20 protein-coding genes and 2 tRNA genes are annotated in these 22,334 nt (G+C 71.6%); 15 read left to right on the forward strand and 7 right to left on the reverse strand.

From position 1 onward, the window contains the following. The 6 genes from VH969_RS18530 to VH969_RS18555 all read left to right on the forward strand — a co-directional run. Positions 1 to 273, forward strand: a 273-nt coding sequence (locus VH969_RS18530; RefSeq protein WP_331975826.1) for an FAD-dependent oxidoreductase, incomplete at its 5' end; no start/stop codon positions are given. Between the two features lie 19 nt (positions 274 to 292). Further along, entirely contained in the window at positions 293 to 544 is a 252-nt protein-coding gene (locus VH969_RS18535; RefSeq protein WP_331975828.1) for a sarcosine oxidase subunit delta, read from the forward strand. Beyond that, entirely contained in the window at positions 541 to 3,171 is a 2,631-nt protein-coding gene (locus VH969_RS18540; protein ID WP_331975830.1) for a 2Fe-2S iron-sulfur cluster-binding protein, read from the forward strand. Before VH969_RS18535 ends, VH969_RS18540 begins: the two co-directional genes overlap by 4 nt. Beyond that, positions 3,161 to 3,667, forward strand: a complete 507-nt coding sequence (locus tag VH969_RS18545) for a sarcosine oxidase subunit gamma (protein ID WP_331975832.1) — start codon at positions 3,161 to 3,163, stop codon at positions 3,665 to 3,667. The genes VH969_RS18540 and VH969_RS18545 overlap by 11 nt, the downstream gene beginning before the upstream one ends. Before the next feature lie 107 nt (positions 3,668 to 3,774). Then, positions 3,775 to 5,142 (forward strand): L-serine ammonia-lyase, encoded by a 1,368-nt coding sequence (locus tag VH969_RS18550; RefSeq protein ID WP_331975834.1) that lies wholly within the window; start codon positions 3,775 to 3,777, stop codon positions 5,140 to 5,142. Further along, positions 5,136 to 5,753 (forward strand): DinB family protein, encoded by a 618-nt coding sequence (locus VH969_RS18555; RefSeq protein ID WP_331975836.1) that lies wholly within the window; start codon positions 5,136 to 5,138, stop codon positions 5,751 to 5,753. Before VH969_RS18550 ends, VH969_RS18555 begins: the two co-directional genes overlap by 7 nt. Positions 5,754 to 6,179: 426 nt before the next feature. On the opposite strand, the gene VH969_RS18560 is transcribed toward VH969_RS18555, so the two are convergent. Beyond that, positions 6,180 to 7,418 (reverse strand): FAD-dependent oxidoreductase, encoded by a 1,239-nt coding sequence (locus tag VH969_RS18560; protein ID WP_331975838.1) that lies wholly within the window; start codon positions 7,416 to 7,418, stop codon positions 6,180 to 6,182. Between the two features lie 88 nt (positions 7,419 to 7,506). Here VH969_RS18560 and gltX point away from each other — a divergent pair, with 88 nt between their 5' ends. From gltX to VH969_RS18580, 4 genes are all read left to right on the forward strand, one after another. Next, positions 7,507 to 8,991, forward strand: a complete 1,485-nt coding sequence (gene gltX / locus VH969_RS18565; RefSeq protein ID WP_331975840.1) for a glutamate--tRNA ligase — start codon at positions 7,507 to 7,509, stop codon at positions 8,989 to 8,991. Positions 8,992 to 9,149: 158 nt separating this feature from the next. Then, positions 9,150 to 10,007 carry an HAD family hydrolase gene (locus tag VH969_RS18570; protein WP_331975842.1) on the forward strand — a complete coding sequence of 286 codons (858 nt, stop codon included), beginning with the start codon at positions 9,150 to 9,152 and terminating at the stop codon, positions 10,005 to 10,007. Between the two features lie 28 nt (positions 10,008 to 10,035). After that, positions 10,036 to 10,107, forward strand: a tRNA-Gln gene (locus tag VH969_RS18575). 59 nt (positions 10,108 to 10,166) lie between these two features. Beyond that, positions 10,167 to 10,239: transfer RNA gene (locus VH969_RS18580), tRNA-Glu, on the forward strand. A 93-nt stretch (positions 10,240 to 10,332) separates the two neighbouring features. Here the strand turns inward: VH969_RS18580 and VH969_RS18585 are convergent. Together VH969_RS18585 and VH969_RS18590 are read right to left on the reverse strand one after the other, a co-directional pair. Next, complete coding sequence (locus VH969_RS18585) at positions 10,333 to 10,869, reverse strand: COG4315 family predicted lipoprotein (protein ID WP_331975844.1); 537 nt, start codon at positions 10,867 to 10,869, stop codon at positions 10,333 to 10,335. Between the two features lie 198 nt (positions 10,870 to 11,067). After that, positions 11,068 to 12,714, reverse strand: a complete 1,647-nt coding sequence (locus VH969_RS18590; protein WP_331975846.1) for a family 43 glycosylhydrolase — start codon at positions 12,712 to 12,714, stop codon at positions 11,068 to 11,070. A gap of 64 nt (positions 12,715 to 12,778) precedes the next feature. Here VH969_RS18590 and VH969_RS18595 point away from each other — a divergent pair, with 64 nt between their 5' ends. Next, entirely contained in the window at positions 12,779 to 13,924 is a 1,146-nt protein-coding gene (locus VH969_RS18595) for an MFS transporter (protein ID WP_331975848.1), read from the forward strand. Here the strand turns inward: VH969_RS18595 and VH969_RS18600 are convergent. Next, positions 13,873 to 14,373: a VOC family protein gene (locus VH969_RS18600; RefSeq protein WP_331975850.1), complete on the reverse strand. Its 501-nt coding sequence runs from the start codon at positions 14,371 to 14,373 to the stop codon at positions 13,873 to 13,875. The genes VH969_RS18595 and VH969_RS18600 overlap by 52 nt on opposite strands. Between VH969_RS18600 and VH969_RS18605 the strand changes: the two genes are divergently transcribed. After that, positions 14,372 to 15,391, forward strand: a complete 1,020-nt coding sequence (locus VH969_RS18605) for an AraC family transcriptional regulator (protein WP_331975852.1) — start codon at positions 14,372 to 14,374, stop codon at positions 15,389 to 15,391. The two genes, VH969_RS18600 and VH969_RS18605, sit on opposite strands and share 2 nt — an antisense overlap. On the opposite strand, the gene VH969_RS18610 is transcribed toward VH969_RS18605, so the two are convergent. Beyond that, positions 15,374 to 16,075 (reverse strand): IclR family transcriptional regulator, encoded by a 702-nt coding sequence (locus VH969_RS18610; protein ID WP_331975854.1) that lies wholly within the window; start codon positions 16,073 to 16,075, stop codon positions 15,374 to 15,376. The genes VH969_RS18605 and VH969_RS18610 overlap by 18 nt on opposite strands. Positions 16,076 to 16,152: 77 nt before the next feature. On the opposite strand from VH969_RS18610, the gene leuC reads away from it, so the two are divergent. From leuC to VH969_RS18625, 3 genes are all read left to right on the forward strand, one after another. Next, positions 16,153 to 17,556 carry a 3-isopropylmalate dehydratase large subunit gene (gene leuC / locus VH969_RS18615; RefSeq protein ID WP_331975856.1) on the forward strand — a complete coding sequence of 468 codons (1,404 nt, stop codon included), beginning with the start codon at positions 16,153 to 16,155 and terminating at the stop codon, positions 17,554 to 17,556. A 15-nt stretch (positions 17,557 to 17,571) separates the two neighbouring features. After that, positions 17,572 to 18,174 carry a 3-isopropylmalate dehydratase small subunit gene (leuD, locus tag VH969_RS18620; protein WP_331975858.1) on the forward strand — a complete coding sequence of 201 codons (603 nt, stop codon included), beginning with the start codon at positions 17,572 to 17,574 and terminating at the stop codon, positions 18,172 to 18,174. Positions 18,175 to 18,329: 155 nt separating this feature from the next. After that, positions 18,330 to 18,977, forward strand: coding sequence for an HU family DNA-binding protein (locus tag VH969_RS18625; protein WP_331975860.1), 648 nt, complete (start codon positions 18,330 to 18,332; stop codon positions 18,975 to 18,977). Between the two features lie 171 nt (positions 18,978 to 19,148). Here VH969_RS18625 and VH969_RS18630 read toward each other — a convergent pair whose 3' ends face one another. Both VH969_RS18630 and VH969_RS18635 read right to left on the reverse strand, forming a co-directional pair. Beyond that, positions 19,149 to 20,057: an NUDIX hydrolase gene (locus VH969_RS18630; protein WP_331975862.1), complete on the reverse strand. Its 909-nt coding sequence runs from the start codon at positions 20,055 to 20,057 to the stop codon at positions 19,149 to 19,151. Between the two features lie 3 nt (positions 20,058 to 20,060). Beyond that, positions 20,061 to 22,271 carry an RNA degradosome polyphosphate kinase gene (locus VH969_RS18635; protein ID WP_414638560.1) on the reverse strand — a complete coding sequence of 737 codons (2,211 nt, stop codon included), beginning with the start codon at positions 22,269 to 22,271 and terminating at the stop codon, positions 20,061 to 20,063. Between the last annotated feature and the right edge of the window lie 63 nt (positions 22,272 to 22,334).

Below are 22,334 nucleotides of genomic sequence, written 5' to 3' on the forward strand. Positions count from 1 at the left end.
TTCGGGCACGCGCACGTGCTGCGCACGTGGGGCGGGATCGTCGACGTCTCGCCGGACGCGTCGCCGATCATCGGACCGACGCCGCTCGACGGGCTGTTCGTCAACTGCGGCTGGGGGACCGGCGGGTTCAAGGCCACGCCCGCGTCGGGCTGGGTGTACGCGCACACGATCGCCACCGGCGAGCCGCACGCGCTTAACAGACCGTTCGGTTTGGAACGGTTCACGACCGGCGCGCTGATCGACGAGCACGGCGCCGCCGCTGTCGCGCACTGACTTCCCACGAGGGGTTCGCATGCTGCTGATTAGCTGTCCCTGGTGCGGCGACCGGGACGAGGTGGAGTTCTCCTACGGCGGCCAGGCCGGCGTGGCCTATCCGGCCGACCCGGAGGCGCTGACCGACGCGGAGTGGGCCGAGTACGTGTTCGTCCGCGACAACCCGAAGGGCCCGTTCGCGGAGCGCTGGGTGCACACGAACGGCTGCCGGCGGTGGTTCGACGCGGTGCGCGACACGGCGACCCACCGGTTCCTCGAGGACCGCTCATGAGGCTCGCCGAGGGTGGCCGCGTCGACCGGTCCGCGCCGCTGACGTTCACCGTGGACGGGGTGCGCTACACCGGCTACCGCGGGGACACGGTCGCGTCGGCGTTGCTGGCGAACGGAGTCCGCGAGGTCGGCCGCAGCGCCTACCGGAACCGGCCGCGCGGGATCGTCGACGCGGGCGTGGCCGAGCCCAACGCGCTGTTGCAGGTCGGCCCCGAGCCGATGCGGCCGGCCACCACCGTCGAGCTGACCGACGGGCTCGTCGCCTCGACGCTCTCCGGCCGGGGCCGGCTCGTCGAGCCGAACGAGCAGCGCTACGACCACCAGCACGTGCACTGCGACGTGCTGGTGGCCGGCGCGGGACCGGCCGGGCTCGCCGCCGCGCTCGACGCCGGCCGGTCGGGCGCGCGGGTGATCCTGGCCGACGAGGGGTCCGAGGTCGGCGGCTCCGCGCTGTCCGTTCCGAAGCGGTGGGCGTCGGTCGACGAGGCGGCGGCCGAACTCGCCGGGTTCGCGGAGACACGCGTGCTGACCCGGGCCACGGTGTTCGGCTACTACGACCACAACTACCTGACGATCGCCGAGCGGCGCCCGCGCGGCGGGCGGCTGTGGCACGTGCGCGCCCGCCGGGTGGTGCTCGCGACCGGCGCGCACGAGCGCCCGCTGGTGTTCGCGGGCAACGACCGGCCCGGCGTGCTGCTGGCCGGCGCGGTGCGGACGTACCTGAACCGGTACGCGGTCCGCCTCGGCACGCGGGCGGTCGTGTGCACGACCAACGACAGCGCCTACGACACGGCGCTCGACCTGCTCGCGTCTGGTGTGGACGTGCTGGTGGCCGACGCGCGGGCCGGGTCGGCCCGGGCGGCGGCCGTGCGCGCGGCCGGTGGTGAGGTGCGGTTCGGCACGGTCGTGGTCGGCACCGAGGGCGACCCCGAGGTGCGCGCCGCCCACCTCGGCGCGCCCACCGGCGGTCCGGTCGAGACGGTCCACTGTGACCTCGTCGCGGTGTCCGGCGGCTGGAACCCCGTGGTGCACCTGCACAGCCAGGCCCGCGGCACGCTGCGCTACGACGAGTCGCTCGCCGCGTTCGTCCCGGACCGCTCCTTCCAGGCGAACGTCTCGGTCGGCTCGGCGAACGGAGACCTCGACCCGAACCAGCCACTGTGGACCATCCAGTCGCCCGACGGCCGCTGGCACGAGCACTTCGTCGACCTCCAGCGCGACGCCACGGTCGCCGACATACTGCGTGCGACCGGGGCCGGCATGCGCTCGGCCGAGCACGTCAAGCGCTACACGACGATCGGCACCGCACACGACCAGGGCAAGACCGCCGGCGTGAACACCCTCGGCGTCATCGCCGAGGCGCTCGGCGCGGGCCCGCCCGGGCCGACCACCTACCGCCCGCCGTACACGCCGGTGCCGTTCGCGATGCTGGCCGGCCGCGACCGGGGTGCGCTGCACGACCCGGCACGCGTGACGTCCATCCACGACTGGCACGTCGCCCGCGGCGCGGAGTTCGAGAACGTCGGCCAGTGGAAGCGGCCGTGGTTCTACCCGCGGCGCGGCGAGGACATGACCGCGGCGGTCCTGCGCGAGTGCGCCGCGGCGCGCACCGGCGTCGGCATGCAGGACGCGTCGACGCTCGGCAAGATCGAGATCGTCGGCCCGGACGCGGCGGAGTTCCTGAATCGCATGTACACCAACGCGTTCCGCAAGCTCGCGGTCGGCGCCGCCCGGTACGGCCTGCTGTGCAAGGCGGACGGCATGGTGTTCGACGACGGCGTGGTGCTGCGCCTGGCCGAGGAGCGCTTCCTCGCCACGACCACCACCGGCAACGCGGCCGCGGTGCTCGACTGGTTCGAGGAGTGGCTGCAGACCGAGTGGCCGGCGCTGCGGCTCCGGCTGACGTCGGTCACCGAGCAGTGGGCGACGATCGCCGTGGTGGGGCCGAGGTCGCGCCAGGTCGTGGCGAAGCTCGCCCCGTCCGCCGTGGACCTGTCGTTCATGACGTTCGCCGACACCACGCTGGCGAACGGCGTGCCGGCCCGGATCGCGCGCATCAGCTTCTCCGGCGAGCTGGCGTTCGAGATCAACGTGGCCACCTGGTACGGGCTCGCCGTGTGGGAGGCGGTGTACGCGGCGGGGGCCGAGTTCGACATCACGCCGTACGGCACCGAGACCATGCATGTGCTGCGTGCGGAGAAGGGCTATCCGATCGTCGGGCAGGACACCGACGGCACGGTCACGCCGATCGACCTCGGCATGGAGTGGATCGTGTCCAAGCGCAAGCAGTTCGTCGGCAGCCGGTCGCTGCGCCGGCCGGACACCGCCCGCCCGGACCGCAAGCAGCTCGTCGGCCTGCTGCCGGTCGATCCCACCGAGCTGCTGCCCGAGGGCGCGCAGCTGGTCGCCGCGGGGACGCCGCTCGAGCCACCGGTGCCGATGCTCGGGCACGTCACGTCCAGCTACCGCAGTGCCGCGCTCGGCCGGACGTTCGCGCTGGCGCTGGTGAAAAGCGGCCGCGACCGGCTCGGCCAGGTGCTGCACGCGCCGCTGGGGGACCGGACGATCGCGGCCACCGTGGTGGAGCCGGTGCTCTACGACCCGGAGGGAGCGCGCCGTGACGGCTGACCCGCGCCCGGATCTTCGACGCAGCCCGCTTGCCGGCCGGGACGACGTGCGGGAGATCCCGTTCCTGACGATGATCGACGTGCGCACCACCGGCGCCGAGCTGCTCGGGCTCCCGGTGCCCGCGCCGAACCGGGTTACGACCGCGGGGGAGCGGGCGATCCTCTGGCTGGGCCCGGACGAGTACCTGGTCGTCGCTCCGGACGGCGACGGCGTGGCGGAACTCACGGGAGAGTCCGTGGAGTCGGTTGTCGACGTGTCGGCCAACCGGACGACGATCGAGCTGTCCGGCCCGCACGCCCGCGACGTGCTGGAGAAGGGCATGTCGATCGACCTGCATCCGCGGGCGTTCGGGCCGGGGCAGTGCGCGCAGACGCTCCTGGCCCGCGCACAGGTCATCCTGCGGCAGGTCGACGACCGGCCCACCTACCATGTGCTGGTACGGGGGTCGTTCGCGCCGTACCTGGCGGACTGGCTGGTGGACGCCGCCAGGGAGTGACAAACGGCGACTCAGCGGATCGTGACGGCACCCGGCCACAAGCAAGCGACCGACCGCACAATGCGTCGAGAACGCAACCAACACTCAATTCCCGGGGAGGCGGACCAGTGCCCATCAGCGTGTTCGAGCTGTTCAGCGTCGGCATCGGACCGTCCTCTTCGCACACCGTCGGTCCGATGCGGGCCGCGCGGACATTCGTGGCCGGGCTGGCGGCGGACGGGTTGCTGGAGTCGGTCACCTCGGTGCGCGCGGAGCTGTACGGCTCGCTCGGCGCCACCGGGCACGGGCACGGCAGCCACCGCGCGGTGCTGCTCGGGCTGGCCGGGGAGGAGCCGGAGACCGTAGACACGGACGCGGTCGCCGACCGGGTCGACCGGATCCGCGCCACGAAGCGGCTCGCGTTGCTGGGCAAGCACGAGATCGGCTTCGACCCGGACGAGGACCTCGTGCTGCACCGGCGCAAGAGCCTGCCGTTCCACCCCAACGGCATGCGGTTCCACGCCACCGGCGAGGGCGTCGACCGGGAGCGGACGTACTACTCGGTCGGCGGCGGGTTCGTCGTCGACGAGCAGGCCCAGGGGGCGGACCGCATCAAGGTCGACGACACCGAGGTCGCCTACCCGTTCCGGACCGGCGCGGAGCTGCTCGCGCACTGCCGGCACACCGGGCTGCCGGTCAGCGAGGTGATGCTCGCCAACGAGACCGCGTGGCGCAGCGAGGACGAGGTCCGGGCCGGGCTGAGCGGGATCTGGCAGGTCATGCAGGAGTGCGTGCACGCGGGCTGCACGCACGACGGCGTGCTGCCCGGCGGGCTCAAGGTGCGGCGCCGGGCACGTGAGATGTACCAGCGGCTGTCGACCGACCCGTTCTCGACGGATCCGTTGCGCGTCATGGACTGGGTGAACCTGTTCGCGCTCGCGGTGAACGAGCAGAACGCGTCGGGCGGCCGCGTGGTCACCGCGCCCACCAACGGCGCGGCCGGGATCATCCCCGCGGTGCTGCACTACTACGCGCGGTTCGTGCCGGGCGCCTCGCCGGCCGGCGTGATCCGCTTCCTGCTGACCGCGGGCGCGATCGGCGTGATCTACAAGGAGACGGCGTCGATCTCGGGTGCCGAGGTCGGCTGCCAGGGCGAGGTCGGCTCGGCGTGCTCGATGGCCGCCGGCGCGCTGTGCGAGGTGCTGGGCGGCACTCCGGAGCAGGTGGAGAACGCCGCCGAGATCGGCATGGAGCACAACCTCGGCCTGACCTGCGACCCGGTCGGCGGGCTGGTGCAGATCCCGTGCATCGAGCGCAACGCGATGGCGTCGGTGAAGGCGATCAACGCCGCCCGGATGGCGCTGCACGGCGACGGGAACCAGGTGGTGTCGCTGGACAAGGTCATCAAGACCATGCGCGAGACCGGCAGGGACATGAAGATCAAGTACAAGGAGACGGCCCGCGGCGGCCTGGCGGTGAACGTGATCGAATGCTGACGGCCGACGACCTCGATCTCGCCGTCCGGCTGTCGCTGTCCCGGTTGGCCGTCGCGGCCGGCGCCGACTGGGACGTCCCGGCCGGCCCGCTGACCTGGACCTGCTGGGAGACGGCCGAGCATCTCGCCGACGACCTGTTCTTCTACGCCACCCAGCTCAGCCCGCCCGAGCCGCCGGCGGACGACCACGTGCCGTTCGCGGCCGCGCGCCGCCGGCCGGACGGGCCGCTCAACTCGGTCGCCGCGGACCGTGCCGCGGGGGTGCCCGGGCTGCTGCGGGTCGTGGCGGCGTGCGCCGGGCTGCTGTCGGCGACGGTCCGCGTCCGGCCGCCGTGGGTGCGCGCGTACCACGTGTTCGGCCGCTCCGACCCGGCTGGCTTCGCGGCGATGGGCACGGTCGAGACGGTCGTGCACACGCACGACATCGCGGCGGGGCTGGGCCTGTCGTGGACCCCACCGCAGGACGTCTGCGACCGGGTGCTGACCCGCCTGTTCCCGGACGCCCCGGCCGGCTTCGACCGGTGGCAGACCATGCTGTGGTGCACCGGCCGCGCCTCGCTGCCCGGACGGGAGCGGCGCACTTCCTGGCGCTGGGACGGCACCCCGGGCTGAGTAACCGCGGGTCTTCGCCGCTCGTCGCACCGCGGTGACTCTTCCGAGGTGCCGGCGCGGGTGGAGACGAACGAGCCGCGCCTGGCCACGGCCTCACTCGGCGCGGCGACGATCCCGGTCGGCGGCCCGACGGTCGACGGCTGGCCCGAGCGGCGGGTGTTCGTGTACCCGGGCGCGAACGAGCCGCGCTACCTCACCGCCGCGCCGGACACCATCGTCGCGACGAACCAGACCTACGACGCACGTCCGGCGAACGTCGACGGCCAGGACCGGCCCGCGGCGCGCTCGAGTACCGGGCGACGCGTCGCGGCAGGCGGGGCGCCGACCGGGCACCGTCACGCTCGGCGGGCGTGCCGGTGCCGGCCGGCGCGGCCAGGACCGGGTACTTCGAGCCCACGGTGGAATCCTGCCCGGGTCGGGCATCCGCTAGCGGCGGGCGAAGGCCGGGGCGTGCTCGGGGCGCACGCCGTACCCGATCGCCAACGCCGGGATCGCGCGCAGCTTCGGGAAGCGCTCGACCAGGCGCATCGGCACCGGGGGCTTCTCGCGGTTGACCATGTCGATGTCGCCCGCCAGGGCCGGGGCCAGGACCCGCGCGTGCAGGAACCGCTGCATGCCTTGCACCACCACGGTCGGCAGCATGCGGCGGCGCTGCACCTTCGCCAGGTCTCCCCTGGTGAGCGTGCCCCGCCGCAGCGGCTCGGCCAGCAGCGTGGCCGTGGCGACCGCGTCCTGGACCGCCAGGTTGATGCCCACGCCACCCACCGGTGACATCGCGTGCGCCGCGTCGCCGATGCACAGCAGGCCGTCGCGGTACCAGCGCTCCAGGCGATCGAGCCGCACGTCCAGCAGCTTCACCTCGTCCCACGACCGCAGCGCGTCCACCCGGTCGCCGAGCCAGGGCGCGACCGCCGCGATGCTCGCCACCATGTCGCGCACGGAACCCCTGCGCTGCTCGGGGTCCGAGCCCTTCTTGATCAGCGTCGCGGCCTGCCAGTACGTTCCGCGGTCCAGCAGCACCGCCGCCCGCGCCGCGCTCACCACACCGACCGCACCCGACGGGTCGGTGTCCTCCCGCGGCAGGCGGAACCACCACACGTCCAGCGGCGTGGGGAAGTCCCGCACGGCCATCGCCGCCGCCTTGCGCAGCACCGACGTCCGGCCGTCGCACGCCACGGTCAGCTCGGCCATGATCCGCCCGGTCGTGCCCTCGCTGGTGCGGTACTCGACGCCGGTGATCCGGCCGTCCTCGACGACCAGGCCGGTCGCCGCCGTGTTCATCCGCAGCGTGAACGACGGCTCGTTCTTCGCCGCGCCGGCGAGCAGGTCGAGCAGGTCCCACTGCGGCACGAGCGCCACGTACGGGTGCTTGTGCCTGCCGTTCAGCTCGGTGAAGTCGGCGAACTTCAGCGTGCCGTTCGCGTACGGCACCTGCGCCTGCTCCAGCCGCCGCTGCGGCAGCTTCGCGAACTGCTCGCCCAACCCCAGCTCGTCCAGCAGGTCCAGGGTCGACGGGTGCACGGTGTCACCGCGGAAGTCCCGCAGGAAGTCGCCGTGCTTCTCCAGCACGGTCACCTCGATCCCGGCCCGGGCGAGCAGCAGTCCGAGCACGATCCCCGCCGGCCCGCCACCGGCGACGAGGCAGGTCGTCCGCTCGGTGTTCATGATCCCTCCAGGTATTTCATCTTGTGTTGAATAAATTCAGCATGCACCGGGAAGAGCCAACCGTCAAGGCGGATACGCTGATCGGGCCATGAGTACCGCATCACTGCCCGCCGACGTCCGGGCCCGCTTCTGCCCGTCCCCCACCGGTACCCCGCACGTCGGGCTCGCCCGCACCGTGCTGTTCAACTGGGCGTTCGCCCGCCACCACGGCGGCAAGCTGGTGTTCCGGATCGAGGACACCGACGCCGCGCGGGACACCGAGGAGAGCTACCACGCACTGCTCGACGCGCTGCGCTGGCTGGGCATCGACTGGGACGAGGGACCCGAGGTCGGCGGCCCGGACGGGCCGTACCGGCAGAGTGAGCGCGGCGAGATCTACGCCGACGTGGCGCGGCGGTTGCTCGAGGCGGGTGAGCTGTACGAGTCGTTCTCCACGAACGAGGAGGTCGAGGAGCGCCGCCGGGCGGCCGGCCAGGACCCGAAGCTCGGCTACGACAATGCCGACCGCGATCTCACCGACGAGCGCAAGGCCGAGCTGCGCGCCCAGGGCCGCGAGCCCGTGCTGCGGCTGCGCATGCCGGCCGAGGACCTCACGTTCACCGATCTCATCCGCGGGGAGATCACGTTCAAGGCCGGCAGCGTGCCCGACCCGGTGCTCGTGCGGGCCAACGGCAAGCCGCTCTACACGCTGACCAACCCGGTCGACGACGCGCTCATGCGCATCACGCACGTGCTGCGCGGGGAGGACCTGCTGCCCTCCACGCCGCGGCAGGTGGCGCTGTACGGCGCGCTGGAGCGGATCGGTGTCGCCTCCTTCACGCCGCGGTTCGCCCACATGCCGCTGGTGCGGGGCGAGGGCAACAAGAAACTGTCCAAGCGTGACCCGGAGATGAACCTCTTCAACTACCGGGACCGCGGGTTCCTGCCGGAGGGGTTGCTCAACTACCTCGCGCTGCTCGGCTGGGCCATCGCCGAGGACCGGGACGTCTTCACGATGGCGGAGATGATCGAGGCGTTCGACATCTCGCGGGTGAGCTCGAACCCGGCGCGATTCGATCTCAAGAAGGCCGAGGCGATCAACGCCGACCACATCAGGCGCCTTTCCGACGCGGATTTCGTCGAGCGGGTGATTCCATACCTCATATCGGCCAAAGTTCTGCCGGAGAACCCCTCCGACGAGCAGATGAGGGCGCTGAGCGCCATTTCCCCGCTGGTGCGCGAACGGGTGACGGTGCTTTCCGACGCCGTCGAGATGGTCCGATTCCTTTTCGTCGCCGACGAGGATTTCGCGCCCGAGCCGGACTCGGCGGCCAAAACGCTCGGTGAGGCCGCCGATCCGGTGCTCGACGCGAGCATCGCGGCGCTCGAGGCGGTCCCGGAGTGGACGACACCGGCCATTGAGGAGGCGCTCAAGGCCGCGTTGGTCGACGGGCTCGGTCTCAAGCCCCGCAAGGCGTTCGCACCCGTCCGGGTAGCTGTCACGGGCCGGACGGTCTCGCCGCCGCTGTACGAGTCGATGGAGTTGCTGGGCCGCGACCGGTCACTCGGCCGGTTGCGTCATGCGAAATCCTGACAACCCGGTAACACGAGGCTGACAACAACCGATAGACCGTATTCGACCTCGTCGGGCCGGTTACATACTTAATCGTGTCAGTAGAGCAACAATCCCCTGGTTAGCCCATTCAAGTTCTGCCGAACAGGGCCTAGCCTCGCCTGATGACCTTTGGGCTGGTGCCATTTCAGACCGAGGCCGCGGGGCCCGCACGCCCGCCGGCCGCGGCCGGCGACCGTCTGGAACACGAGCACCTGCCCATCCCGATTCGCGCCGTCTGCCTCGACATCGACGACACGCTCATCGACTTCACCAGCACCTCCCGCCAGGCCCTCTGTGACCTCATCGGGCGCGACGACATGTGGGCGTGCTGGCAGCGCACGACGGACGAGCACGTGGCCCTCGTGGTCGCCGGCCGGTTGTCCTACGAGCAGATGCACCAGGAGCGCACCAAGGCCTTCTTCGCGGACCTGGGCGCGCTGCTGGACGACGAGCTGGTCGCGGACCTGGAGCGGCGGCGCAGCACGCGGCTGCGGGCGTCCTGGCGGCTCTACGACGACACGCTGCCGTGCCTGGACTGGCTGCGTGCGGCCGGCGTCAAGCTCGCGGCGGTGACCAACGCGTCGGGTTCGCACCAGCGCGCGAAGCTGGACCGGCTGGGCATCGGCCGCTTCTTCGACACGGTCGTCATCGCGGGCGAGCTCGGCGCGGCGAAGCCCGACCCGGTGATATTCCACACCGCCTGCGCCCGGCTCGGCGTGCCCGTCGAGGAGACCATGCACGTTGGTGACCTGCTGGAGGCGGACGCCCTCGGCGCACGCGACGCGGGCCTGCACGGAGTGTGGCTGGACCGGTCGCTCACGGGTTGTCACGACGTGCGGGCCGGCGCGGGCGTCCACGTGATCGAGTCCCTCGCCGACCTGCCCGAACTGCTCGTCACCGAGTACCGCACGCCCGACCTGTCAGCCGGCCCCGCCCCGATTTCCGGTGCCGGCGGCCTGTGGTCTAACATCTCTTCCCGGCACTACGGGCGGTGAGCCGCGGCTCCGTGACCTGCGGTGCTGGTGGGGTATGGTGTAATTGGCAGCACGACTGATTCTGGTTCAGTTAGTCTAGGTTCGAGTCCTGGTACCCCAGCAGAGAGAACGAAATCACCTTTGATAGCGTCCTCTCTGCTCGACCGAGTTGATCGGCGCGGCCCCGTCGTCTAGCGGCCTAGGACGCCGCCCTCTCAAGGCGGTAGCGCGGGTTCAAATCCCGTCGGGGCTACATTTACGCGGTGGCGTTGACTTTGCAGTCGGCGCCACCGCGTTTCTTTTTGCCGCAATTACCCGAATCGTTGGCGTCTCGTTGGCGTCGAGATCAGTAGCCGCCGACGACGCCGCCGCCGGAGTCCCCGGACGACGGCGTCGGGGTGGCGCTCCCGTCGACGACCGCCGCGTGCCAGACGAAGTGGGTGCCGCCGAACTCGTCCTCGAACCGGTCGCCCTTGGCGTCACCGGTGCCGTGGTCCTGCTGGAACGTGTAGAGCGGCTTGCCCTGGTAGGTCAGCTGCTCCTTGCCGTTGTCGGCGCGGTGGAGCACGTCGATGTCGGGCACCGAACCACTCCTGTCGGAGCTGGTCGCCGGGTGCCAGAAGCTGAGGCACTCGTCGACGCAGTGGATCGTGCCGTCGGACTCCTGATCGGCGAAGTACAGGGTCTTGCCGTCGGCGTCGACGAGAACCGTGCCCAGGTTCGGCTGCTCCCTGGTATGGACCGCCACCGCGGCCGAGGACGCGTCGGTGGCACCGCCGGAATCGCAGGCGGCGAGCAGCGCCGCCGCGCCGAGCGCCGCACCGAACAGCACGGCGCGGGTCGCGCGCAGGCGTGTCGTGGGGTTGCTGTCCTTAGTGGACATCTTTGCTCCTTGCTCTCACAACCATGTGTGCGGTGGTTACGCCTGGCGCCGCGGAAGGGTTCAGCCGGTTCGCATTCGTGTGACGTCACCGACGGAACTGAACCTTTCCTCCCCTTGGCGCGTAGTGCATCGTGCGCGGGGGAGCGGTCACCGCGGCGATGCCGCGTGTCGTGGTCGTGGGAGCGAGGTACGCCGGTCTCAGCGAGGCACCACCGGGATCGTGAGGCGGACCGGGATCCGCTTGCCGTGCCGCAGGTTCGCCACGTCGCGGTAGCCGCCCGCGGCGAGCTCGCGCTGGTACACGACCGTCAGCACGGCCGGCCGGACGGCGGTCACGCTCACCTCGCCGCCCCGCACGGCGACGGTGCCCGCGTCCGCCGGGCGGAGCGTGGCGCGCAGCCGGTTCAGCGGGTTCGCCAGGTCGAACTCCGCTCCCGGCGCGGAGCGCACGTGGACCGTGGTGGTGGCCGGAGCGTGCAGGACGCGGTCGCCGGCGCCGATCGCGAGCGGGCCGACACCGGACGGGAGTGGCTCGTCCGATGTGGACGACTCGATCGACATGCCGCCGGGCCCGATCGCCATGGCCGACGTGTACAGCGCGCGCGGCGACGTCGTGGCGGGCCGGCCGTGGTGCACGTAGTAGTGCGCGCGCCCGTCCGGGGAGTCGACGATGCTGCCGTGGCCGGTGGAGTACAGCCCCTTCGCCGGGTCCTGCGACAGGATCGGGTTGGCGGGGCTCTTGCGCCACGGGCCGAGGGGCGAGCGCGCGGTGGCGTAGCCGACGCCGTAGAACTCGTTCTCGAAGTTGTTCGCCGAGTACGTCAGGTAGTACAGCGGCCTGCCGTGCCGGTCGACGGTCCGGATCGTCGTCGAGCCCTCCGCCCACCGCCGGTCCTTCTTCTGCCCGCCGGTCTTCGCGTAGTCGTCGACGTGCGCGTTCTCCCAGTCCTGCTTGTCCGAGCCGTAGTTCACGATCGGCACGAAGCCGTCCTTGCGCGTGCCCGGCGGGTCGTCCGGCGCGAGGTTCGCGTTGCGGTACGCGGGCGCGATCGACGGCATCGTCCGCCCCGTCGGGTCGCGCCACCAGTCACCGGTCAGCTCGACGGCGTAGATGTTGGACTCCTCGATGTACTTGCCGAGGTCGTCGTCCCACACCCAGTTCCGGTACGCGTTGCGCGAGTAGTACAGGTAGATCCGCCCGTCCGCGTCGAAGAAGACGTCCGGGTCGATGTAGGGGAGGTACGTGCCCAGTGGCGCGGTCTCGCCCTCCTCGCGGGTCGCCGGCGGCTTCTTCTGCGTGGCGTCCATGATCAGGTTCACGTCGTGGTACGCCGGGTCGTACGGGTAGTAGTCCAGTGGTGCCTCGGCGATGTCGTGGAAGGGGCCCGCCGGCGAGCGCGACACGGCCACGCCGACCTTGCTCGCCTCCTCGAAGTCCGGGTAGCGGAAGTGCTCGGCCACGTGCTTGTTCATGCGGCCGGCGTAGAACATGAAGTACAGGCCCGTCGCCGGGTTGTGGTAGACCTCGGGCGCCCAGAACCAGTCGTGCGCCCAGTCGCCGTCCTGGCCGGCACGCAGCGCGCCGCCCGGCACGTGTTCCCACGTGGCGAGATCGGGGGAGCGGTAGATGGCGAAGTTCCACCCGGGGTCGGCACCCTCGGTGGAGTACGCGTAGTAGTACCCGCTCGCCCGGTCGAACAGGACGTGTGGATCCGCACCCGGTGTGGCGGCGTTGTTGAAGTAGGTGGCGTCGGTCGTCCCGGGCGGCCGGGCGGCGGCCGCACCGGGGACGAACGCGAGCAGCAGGGCGGCGGCAAGGAAGACGAGCAGGGCGTTCCTTCGCATGCCTCTCATCTTGCCGCCCGCGGACCGGGCATGGTTAACGAGAAACGAGGAAGCGGGGGAGACGGTGACGGTTGACCGGCGGCAGGTCGTCCGCTGCGTCGTGCTGTTCGGGCTCCTCGGGCTGTTCCAGGCGACGCTCGGCCCGCTGATCCCGGTGGTGCGCGACGACAACGGGCTCACCGCCGCGACCGCGGGACTGCTCGTGAGCGGGTTCTTCGCCGGCTCGATGGCGAGCATCGCGACGGGCGGCGTGCTGCCCGAGCGGTGGGCGCGCCGGTATCTCGTCGTGGTGCCGGGCGCGTTGCTCGTCGCCGGCTGTGCGGGGCTCGCGGTGCGCGGGCCGTGGCCGCTCCCGCTCGTCGCGGCGGTCGTCGCCGGCGTGGGGTTCGGCGCGCTCGTCCTCGTCGTCAACACGGCGATGGCGGGCCAGGCCGGCCGCCGCGGGGTGACGCTCGCGAACCTCGTCAACGGCGCGTTCTCGCTCGGCGCCGTGGCCGGGCCGGCGCTCGTCGGCGGCACGCGCGGCATCGGCTATCCCGTGCTGTTCGCGGGGCTCGCGGTCGCGGTGCTCCTGGCGCTGCCGTCCCGCGAGCTCGGCGCGGTGGCCGGCCGCCGGGACACCACCGAGCACGCCGGGCGGCCCGGGTCGGTGCTGCTTCTGTTCTGCGGGCTGATGTTCTGCTACGCCGGGCTCGAGACCGGCCTCAGCAGCTGGGAGACCGTGCATCTGGAGGCACACGGGTACGACCCCGGCGCCGCGTCCGCGCTGACGTCGTTGTTCTGGCTGGGAATGGCGGTGACCCGGCTGCTGACCCCGTTGCTCGCCGCCGTCCGGTCCGCACCGGCGATCATCGCCGGTGTGCTGTCCGCGGCGTTCGCGGCGCTGGCGCTGGTCGCGTTGCCCGGCGTGGCACCGTTCGGGTACCTGCTCGCCGGCATGCTGGCCGGCCCCGTGTTCCCGACCGCGCTGGCGTGGAACGCGGCGACGCTGCCGAACCCGCGGCGCGGCAACGCCGCCGTGATCACCGCCTCCATGGTCGGCAACGTCGCCTTCCCGGCGGCCATCGGCTACACGATGCAGGCGACCTCGGAGCTCCTGCTGCCCGCGCTCGTCGCGGTCCCGGTGGCCGCGGCGCTCGCGATCGCCGTGCTGCTGCGCTACCGGGCGCGCGCCTCCACTCCGGACAGCGCCAGGCGGGGCGCGTCGTAGAAGCCGTCCGCGCCGACGCCGAGGAACCCGCTGGGGCCGGCTGCGGTGTGCACCACGCGCAGCGCGATCCCGTCCGGGTCGAGGAACTCGAGCCACGTGCCGTCGGCGTGCACGCCACCGGTCACGGCGACACCCAGTTCCCCGGCACGGGCGCGCAACCGCTCGGCCGCGGCCTCGTCCGTGGCCTCCAGGATGATCGGGTGCTCGCCACGCAGGTCCGGCGCACCGGCGATCGTCGATCTCAGGCGCAGCGCGATCATGTAGCGAGCCGTCCAGTCGACGAGCGCGCAGCCCGTGACGCGCTCGGCGTCGCTGAACTCGCGGACGTAGGTCAGCCCGAGCAGGTCGCGGTACCAGGCCGCGCTGCGGGCCAGGTCGGACACCGGCACGGTCACCTGGACGATGCCGGCCACGCCGCTTCTCGTTGTGGTGCTTCGAAGTGTGGTCATGGCGACGACGCTAGACGTGCCCGCCGTGGACTATCTACGCTGCGAAGTCCAGGTTTCCTCATCGTTCGTCTTCCACGGGTGCGGCATGGACGTGCTGAGCGCGGTGCTGCGGGAGCTGCGGCTGCAGAGCGCGAGCTACCGGCTGCTGCGGTTGCGTGCCCCTTGGCGGGTCCGCTTCGACGGTGGTCTGCGCGGCGTGCACGTGGTCGTCGAGGGCGAGTGCGACCTGACGCTGGACGGCGTGGCGCCGCGGCGGTTGCGTGCGGGCGACCTCGTCGTGCTGCCGCGCGCGGACTCGCACACGCTCGGCTCGACCGACGGCCGGCACGCGCCGCTGGTGTCCTCCCTCGACCTCGTCCACCGCGCACGGGGTGCGCGGCTGACGGCGGGTGGCGCCGGCGCGGCGACGAACATCGTGTGTGGCGCGTTCCTGCTCGGCCACGAGGACCACCCGGCGGTCGCGGGCTTTCCCCGGTGCATCCACGTGACCGGCGCGCCGCCGTGGCTCACGAGCCTCACCGACGCGCTGGCCACCGAGGCGACGGAGGGCGGGCCCGGCAGCGAGGTGGTGATGGCGCGGCTCTCCGACGCGCTCATCACCCGCGCGCTGCGCCACCACGTCGAGACGGCCGATGAACCAGGCTGGCTGCAGGGCTTGCGCGACCCGTACATCGCCCGCGCGCTCGCCGCGCTGCACGCCGACCTCGCCGCGCCGTGGACGCTCGAGTCGCTCGCGCGGACGGCGGGCCTGTCCAGGGCCGCGTTCGCGGCCCGCTTCGCCGCCACCGTGGGGCAGACGCCGATGAAGTACCTCTACCAGTGCCGGATGCGCCACGCGATGACGCTGCTGACCGTGGAGCGGGCGACCGCCGCGAGCATCGCGCCACGCGTCGGGTACGGCTCGGAGGCGGCCTTCGCCGCGGCGTTCACCCGGCACGCGGGCATCACGCCGGCCGCGTACCGGCGGCGCGCGGCGTCCTCAGTGGAGCCCGAACGGAGGCTAGAGGCGGGCCTGTAGGGCGTCCGCGGCCGCGAGCAGGTCCGCCGCCCAGCGGGCACCGGGCCGCCGGCCCATCCGGTCGATCGGGCCGGACACCGACACCGCCGCGACGACCGCTCCCGACCCGTCGCGTACCGGGGCGGAAACGCTGGCTACTCCGGGCTCCCGCTCGCCCACGCTCTGGGCCCACCCGCGCCGGCGGACCTCCAGCAGGGCCCGCTCGCCGTACACGGCGTCGGACAGCAATGTGCGCTGCGTGGCCGGATCGGCCCACGCCGCCAGGACCTTGGCCCCCGAACCGGCCGACATCGGCAGCCGCGCGCCCACCGGGACGGTGTCGCGCAGGCCGCTCGGCGGCTCGGCCGTGGAGATGCACACGCGCTGCGAGCCGTCCCGCCGGTACAGTTGCACGCTCTCGCCCGTACGGTCGCGCAGCCGGGGCAGCACCGAGCTCGCCGCGTCCAGCAACGGGTCCACCGCGCCGCCGGCCAGCTCCGCGAGTGCCGCGCCGGGCCGCCAGCGGCCGTCGGATCCCCTGCGCAGCAAGCGGTGCACCTCGAGCCCTACGGCCAGGCGGTGTGCCGTGGCGCGGGGCAGCCCGGTACGCGTGCAGAGCTCGGCGAGCCCGCACGGCTCCTTGGCCACGGCCTCCAGCACGGCCATTGCCTTGTCGAGAACACCGATGCCGCTATGCTGTCCCACGTCTCGATATTATGTTCCCGGTATATGGGAAGTCCAGTCTCCCGGATCGTGGGAACACACATTGGAAGTGAATCCACATGGCGAAGACTCTTGCCGAGAAGGTATGGGACCAGCACGTCGTCCGGCGCGGCGACGGCGCCGAACCCGACCTGCTGTACATCGACCTCCATCTCGTCCATGAGGTGACCAGCCCGCAGGCGTTCGACGGCCTGCGGCTCGCCAACCGCCGTGTGCGCCGGCCGGACCTCACGATCGCCACCGAGGACCACAACGTGCCGACGACCGGCATCGAGCTGCCGATCGCGGACCCGGTGTCCAAGACGCAGGTGGACACGCTGCGCAAGAACTGCGCCGAGTTCGGCATCCGGCTGCACCCGATGGGCGACGCCGAACAGGGCATCGTGCACATCATCGGACCGCAGCTGGGCCTGACCCAGCCCGGCACGACCGTGGTGTGCGGCGACAGCCACACCTCCACCCACGGCGCGTTCGGCGCGCTCGCGTTCGGCATCGGCACGTCCGAGGTCGAGCACGTGCTCGCCACCCAGACGCTCCCGCTGCGCCCGTTCAAGACGATGGCGATCAATGTGGACGGCGAGCTGCGGCCCGGTGTCACGGCGAAGGACATCATCCTCGCGGTCATCGCGAAGATCGGCACCAACGGCGGCCAGGGCCACGTCCTGGAGTACCGCGGCCGCGTCATCGAGCAGCTGTCGATGGAGGCGCGGATGACGATCTGCAACATGTCCATCGAGGCGGGGGCCCGCGCCGGCATGATCGCGCCGGACGAGACGACGTTCGCCTACCTGAAGGGCCGCCCGCACGCGCCTGCGGGCGCGGAGTGGGACGAGGCCGTCACCGCGTGGCGCGAGCTGCGCACCGACGAGGGCGCCACCTTCGACGCCGAGGTGCACATCGACGCGAGCGCGCTCACCCCGTACGTCACCTGGGGCACGAACCCGGGACAGGGTTTGCCGCTGTCCGAAGCGGTTCCCGACCCCGAGCGGATCGCCGACGAGAACGAGCGCCACTCGGCGCAGAAGGCGCTCACCTACATGGACCTCGTCCCCGGCACGCCGCTGCGGGACATCCACGTCGACACCGTGTTCCTGGGCTCGTGCACCAACGGCCGGATCGAGGACCTGCGGGCCGCCGCGGAGGTGTTGCGGGGCCGCAAGGTCGCCGAGGGCGTGCGGATGCTCGTGGTGCCGGGTTCGATGAAGGTGCGGGCGGTCGCGGAGTCCGAGGGGCTGGACGCCGTCTTCACGGACGCGGGCGCCGAATGGCGGTCCGCGGGTTGCTCCATGTGCCTTGGAATGAATCCTGACCAGTTGCGCCCGGGGGAGCGCAGCGCGTCCACATCGAACCGCAACTTCGAGGGCCGGCAGGGCAAGGGCGGGCGGACGCACCTGGTCTCGCCGCTGGTCGCGGCCGCGACGGCGGTCCGCGGCACCCTCTCCTCGCCCGACGACCTGAGCTGAAAAGAGGTAGCCGACATGCATCCGTTCACCACGCACACCGGCGTCGGAGTGCCCCTACGCAGGTCCAACGTGGACACCGACCAGATCATCCCGGCCGTGTACCTCAAGCGGGTGAGTCGTACCGGATTCGAGGACGGACTGTTCGCGGCGTGGCGGGCCGACGAACACTTCGTGCTGAACCTGGAGCCCTTCAGGGCGGGCAGCGTCCTGGTGGCAGGGCCCGACTTCGGCACCGGATCGTCCCGTGAGCACGCCGTGTGGGCCCTGTCCGACTACGGGTTCCGGGTGGTCATCTCCGCGCGCTTCGCGGACATCTTCCGGGGCAACGCCGGCAAGCAGGGCCTGCTCGCGGCCGAGTGCGCGCAGCCGGACGTGGAGCTGCTGTGGAAGCTGCTCGAGGCCGAGCCGGGCACGGAGGTCACCGTGGACCTGGCGGCCAAGACCGTGCACGCCAAGGACTTCACCGCGCCGTTCCAGATCGACGACTACACGCGCTGGCGGCTGCTCGAAGGACTCGACGACATCGCCCTGACCCTGCGCCACGAGGACGCCATCGGGGCGTATGAAGGGGGTCGCCCGAGTTGGAAGCCGACCACGACCTCTACACTCCCTTCCTGACTGGCCGCCGAATAGCAGCCACGCAAACAGAATCCGGTCCCCCGAGCGGGGAATTTGGGCGCGTCGCGTGGAAATTGTCGCGCAATAGGCATACGGTGGCCAGAAGTCGGCCGGTTTGGCCGAGAACGCAAGTGTGGTCAACGGAGGACTGAAGGGTGAACAAGGCCCAACTCATCGAGGCGCTCTCGGATCGCCTCGGCGACAAGAAGGCCGCAGGCGCTGCGGTCGATGGTCTCGTCGACGTGATCGTGCGCACGGTCAACAAGGGCGAGAAGGTCAACATCACCGGCTTCGGTGTGTTCGAGAAGCGCGCGCGTGCTGCCCGCACCGCCCGCAACCCGCGCACCGGCGAGACGGTGCGGGTGAAGAAGACGAACGTGCCCGCTTTCCGTGCCGGCACGACGTTCAAGGACGTCGTGAGCGGCGCGAAGAAGCTGCCCAAGGTTGCCGCGACGCGTTCGGCCTCGAGCCGCACCGCGTCCTCGACCCGCACGGCCGCGGCCCGCCCGGCGGCGAGCCGCACCTCGACGACGACGCGCACGCGGGCCACGGCGGCGAAGCCGGCCGCCCGTACCGCCCGCGCCACCACGGCGAAGAGCAGCACCCGGTCGACGGCTGCCAAGACCACCGCCAAGAAGGCCACTCCGGCCAAGGCGACCCGGTCCACGGCGGCGAAGACCCCCGCGAAGTCGACGGCGAAGAAGGCCACCCCGGCGAAGCGCACGACGACCGCCAAGGCCACGGCCAAGGCGCGTCCGGCGGCGAAGAAGGCCACGACGTCGCGCACGACTCGCAAGAAGTAGGTACCGGAACGGTCCGAAGGCCACCCGCCACCCGGCGGGTGGCCTTCGGCTTGTCCGGCCGGTTCCGCGTCCCGTGGCGGCTTTCCCGCCGCGGCCCGGAGTCCGGGCATGCTTTTTGGCGCACTGCCAAAGAGTGGTGTATCGCCGGCCGCGGGGATTCCTGAGAATTCCTCAGGGTCGGGGGATGTAGTCGGCCGCCACGAGCCGGGGGCCACCGTCCGCGTGGTCGTCGCAGGTGAAGAACAGGGCCCAGACGCTGGCCTTCTTCGCCGCCAACTCGCCGACCGGCAGCCCGGCCGCACCGGCCACACGCGACACCAGGTCCGGGATGACGCCGCCCTGGCTGCACACCACCGGCGTGCCGCCCGCACCGGCGATATCGAGCAGGCGGGCCAGCGCCGCGTCCTCGTTGCCGGTGTAGCCCGCCTCGGACAGCAGCTGCTCCTCGGTCACCGCAACGCCCAGCGACTCGGCCACCGCGCGCACGGTCTCCACGCACCGGACCAACGGGGCGGCATGCACCCGTGAGGCGCCGTACAGCCCGCACAGCGTGTGGATCGGCGGCAGCTGGTGCCTGCCGTTGACCGACAGCGGGCGCTCGTCGTCCGGGCCGTCCCACGACGCGCGGCTGCCGGCCTTCGCGTGCCGCACCAGAAGCAGCGTCGTGGTGTCGTGCGGCAGCGCGGTGAACGCGTCCACGATGCGCCGGTCGTGGTCGTAGCTCAGCAACTCCTTGGCCGCGTCCGGGGCGAGCCAGCGCAGCTCGTCGACCTCGTCCCCGGGCTCGAATGAACCGTCCAGTGGCCGCGCGGCGTAATACTCGACGACCTTCGTCGCCGGCTCCGGGCGGGTGACGCGGTACCTCGTGCGCCCGACATGGTGCCCGAGCGCGACGCGGAACCCGGTCTCCTCGGCCACTTCCCGCGCCGCGGCCTCCCGGGTGCTCTCGCCGCGTTCCAGCTTTCCCTTGGGCAGGCTCCAGTCGTCGTAGCGCGGCCGGTGCACAAGAGCGATCTGCGGGGCCTCGCGGGCGCCGCGCCGCCACACGACAGCGCCGGCGGCCGTGATCTCTCCAGCCATCCGCTAGGCCTGCGCGAGGTGCTTGGCGAGCAACTGCGCCTGATGGTCGCGGACCGACGAACCGTCCGCCGGGGACGCCGACCACTCGCCCGACTGTTCGAGCACCCAGCAGCGGGTCGCGGGATCCAGGGCGGACGCGAACATCTCGTCCAGCTGCGCGGTGAGCTTCTCGTCCGTGATGCGCACCTGCACCTCCACGCGGCGGTCGAGGTTTCGGTGCATGAGGTCCGCGCTGCCGATCCAGTGCTCGTTCGAGCCGACGAAGTGGAACACCCGCGAGTGCTCGAGGAAGCGCCCGAGGATCGAGCGCACCCGGATGTTCTCCGACAGCCCGGCGATTCCCGGTTTGAGCGCGCAGATGCCGCGCACGACGATGTCGACCTCGACGCCCGCCTGGGAGGCGCGGTACAGCGCGTCGATGACCTGCTCGTCCACGAGTGAGTTGATTTTGATGCGCACGCCGGCGGGCCGGCCCGCGCGCAGGTGCTCGACCTCGCGCTCGATCAGCTCGACGATGCCACGGCGGATCCCGTACGGCGCCACCATGAGGCTGCGGTACTCGTCCTGCCGCGCGTAACCGGTCAGCACGTTGAACAGGTCGGTGAGGTCCGCGCCGATCGACGGCTCGGCGGTGAGCAGTCCGACGTCCTCGTACAGCCGCGCGGTCTTCGGGTTGTAGTTGCCGGTGCCGATGTGGCAGTAGCGCCGGATGACCGAGCCTTCCTGGCGCACCACGAGCGCGGTCTTGCAGTGGGTCTTCAGTCCCACCATGCCGTACATCACGTGCACGCCCGCCTTCTCCAGCGTGCGCGCCCACTTGATGTTCGCCTGCTCGTCGAAGCGCGCCTTGATCTCCACGAGCGCGACGACCTGTATGCCCGCCTCCGCCGCGTCGATCAGCGCGTCGACGATCGGCGAGTCACCGGACGTGCGGTAGAGGGTCTGCTTGATGGCGAGCACGTACGGGTCGTTCGCCGCCTGCTCGATGAACCGCTGCACGCTCGTGGAGAACGAGTCGTACGGGTGGTGCACCAGCACGTCGCCCTCGCGCAGCGTCGCGAACACGCTCTTCGGCGTCTCCCGCTCGCCGAACGCCGGATGCGTCGCGGGCACGAACGGCGGGTCCTTCAGGTCGGTGCGCGAGACGCCGTAGAGCTGCCACAGGCAGGAAAGGTCGAGCAGGCCATGCACGACGACGACGTCGTGCGGGTCCACCTCGAGCTCGCGCAGCAGCAGCTCGAGCATGTGCTCGCTCATGTCGTCGGCGACCTCGAGCCGCACCGGCGGGCCGAACCGGCGCTGCGCGAGCTCGCGTTCCAGTGCCTGCAACAGGTCCTCGTCGCGGTCCTCCTCGACCTCGAGGTCGGCGTTGCGGGTGACCCGGAACGCGTGCACCTCGGTCACCTGCATGCCGGCGAACAGGTCGCCGAGGTGTGCCGCGATGAGCTCCTCCATCGGCAGGAACATCGCGTCCGGGTCGTCGCGGCTCTGGTCGATCGGCACGAGCCGGGAGACGTTGTTCGGCACCTTGACGCGCGCGAAGCGCTCGCCGCCGCCCGTCGGGTCCCGCACGGTCACCGCGAGGTTCAGCGACAGCCCAGAGATGTACGGGAACGGATGCGCCGGGTCGACCGCGAGCGGGGTGAGCACGGGGAAGATCTGCTCGCGGAAGTAACGGGTCAGCCGCTCGCGCTGCTCGTCGGTCAGCTCCGCCCACTTCGCGATACGGATGCCCCGCTCGGCGAGGATCGGGCGCAGCCGCCGTTCCCACGCGGCGGACTGCTGCTCGACGAGCTCCTGGTTGCGCTTGAAGATGTAGGCCAGCTGCTCGCGCGGGGTCAGCCCGTCGGCGCTGCGCACGGACAGGCCGGTCTCCTCGCGGCGTTTCAGCCCGGCGACCCGGACCATGTAGAACTCGTCGAGGTTGGACGCGAAGATCGCGAAGAACTTGGCACGCTCGAGCAGCGGCTGCGACTCGTCCTCGGCGAGCGCGAGGACCCGGGCGTTGAAGTCCAACCAGGACAGTTCGCGGTTGATGTACCGGTCGTCCGGCAGCTCCGGGAGGTCGGTCTCCGCGACGTCCGGGGTGACCGCTGGCGGCGCGGACGGCACCCCCCGCGGCTCGGGCTGGGCCGTGCCCGCCTCGAGCCCGGCGACCTCCTCGGCGACCTCGTCGACGACGTCCTGGACGGCGTCACGTGCGGTGGATTCCATCGCAGGTGGCGTGGTGCCTGGTTGCTCCATGCTCTCCGTGCTCACAGCCCCATTGTCCAGCAA

This window comes from Actinophytocola sp., assembly GCF_036555685.1.
GTDB lineage: Bacteria > Actinomycetota > Actinomycetes > Mycobacteriales > Pseudonocardiaceae > Actinophytocola.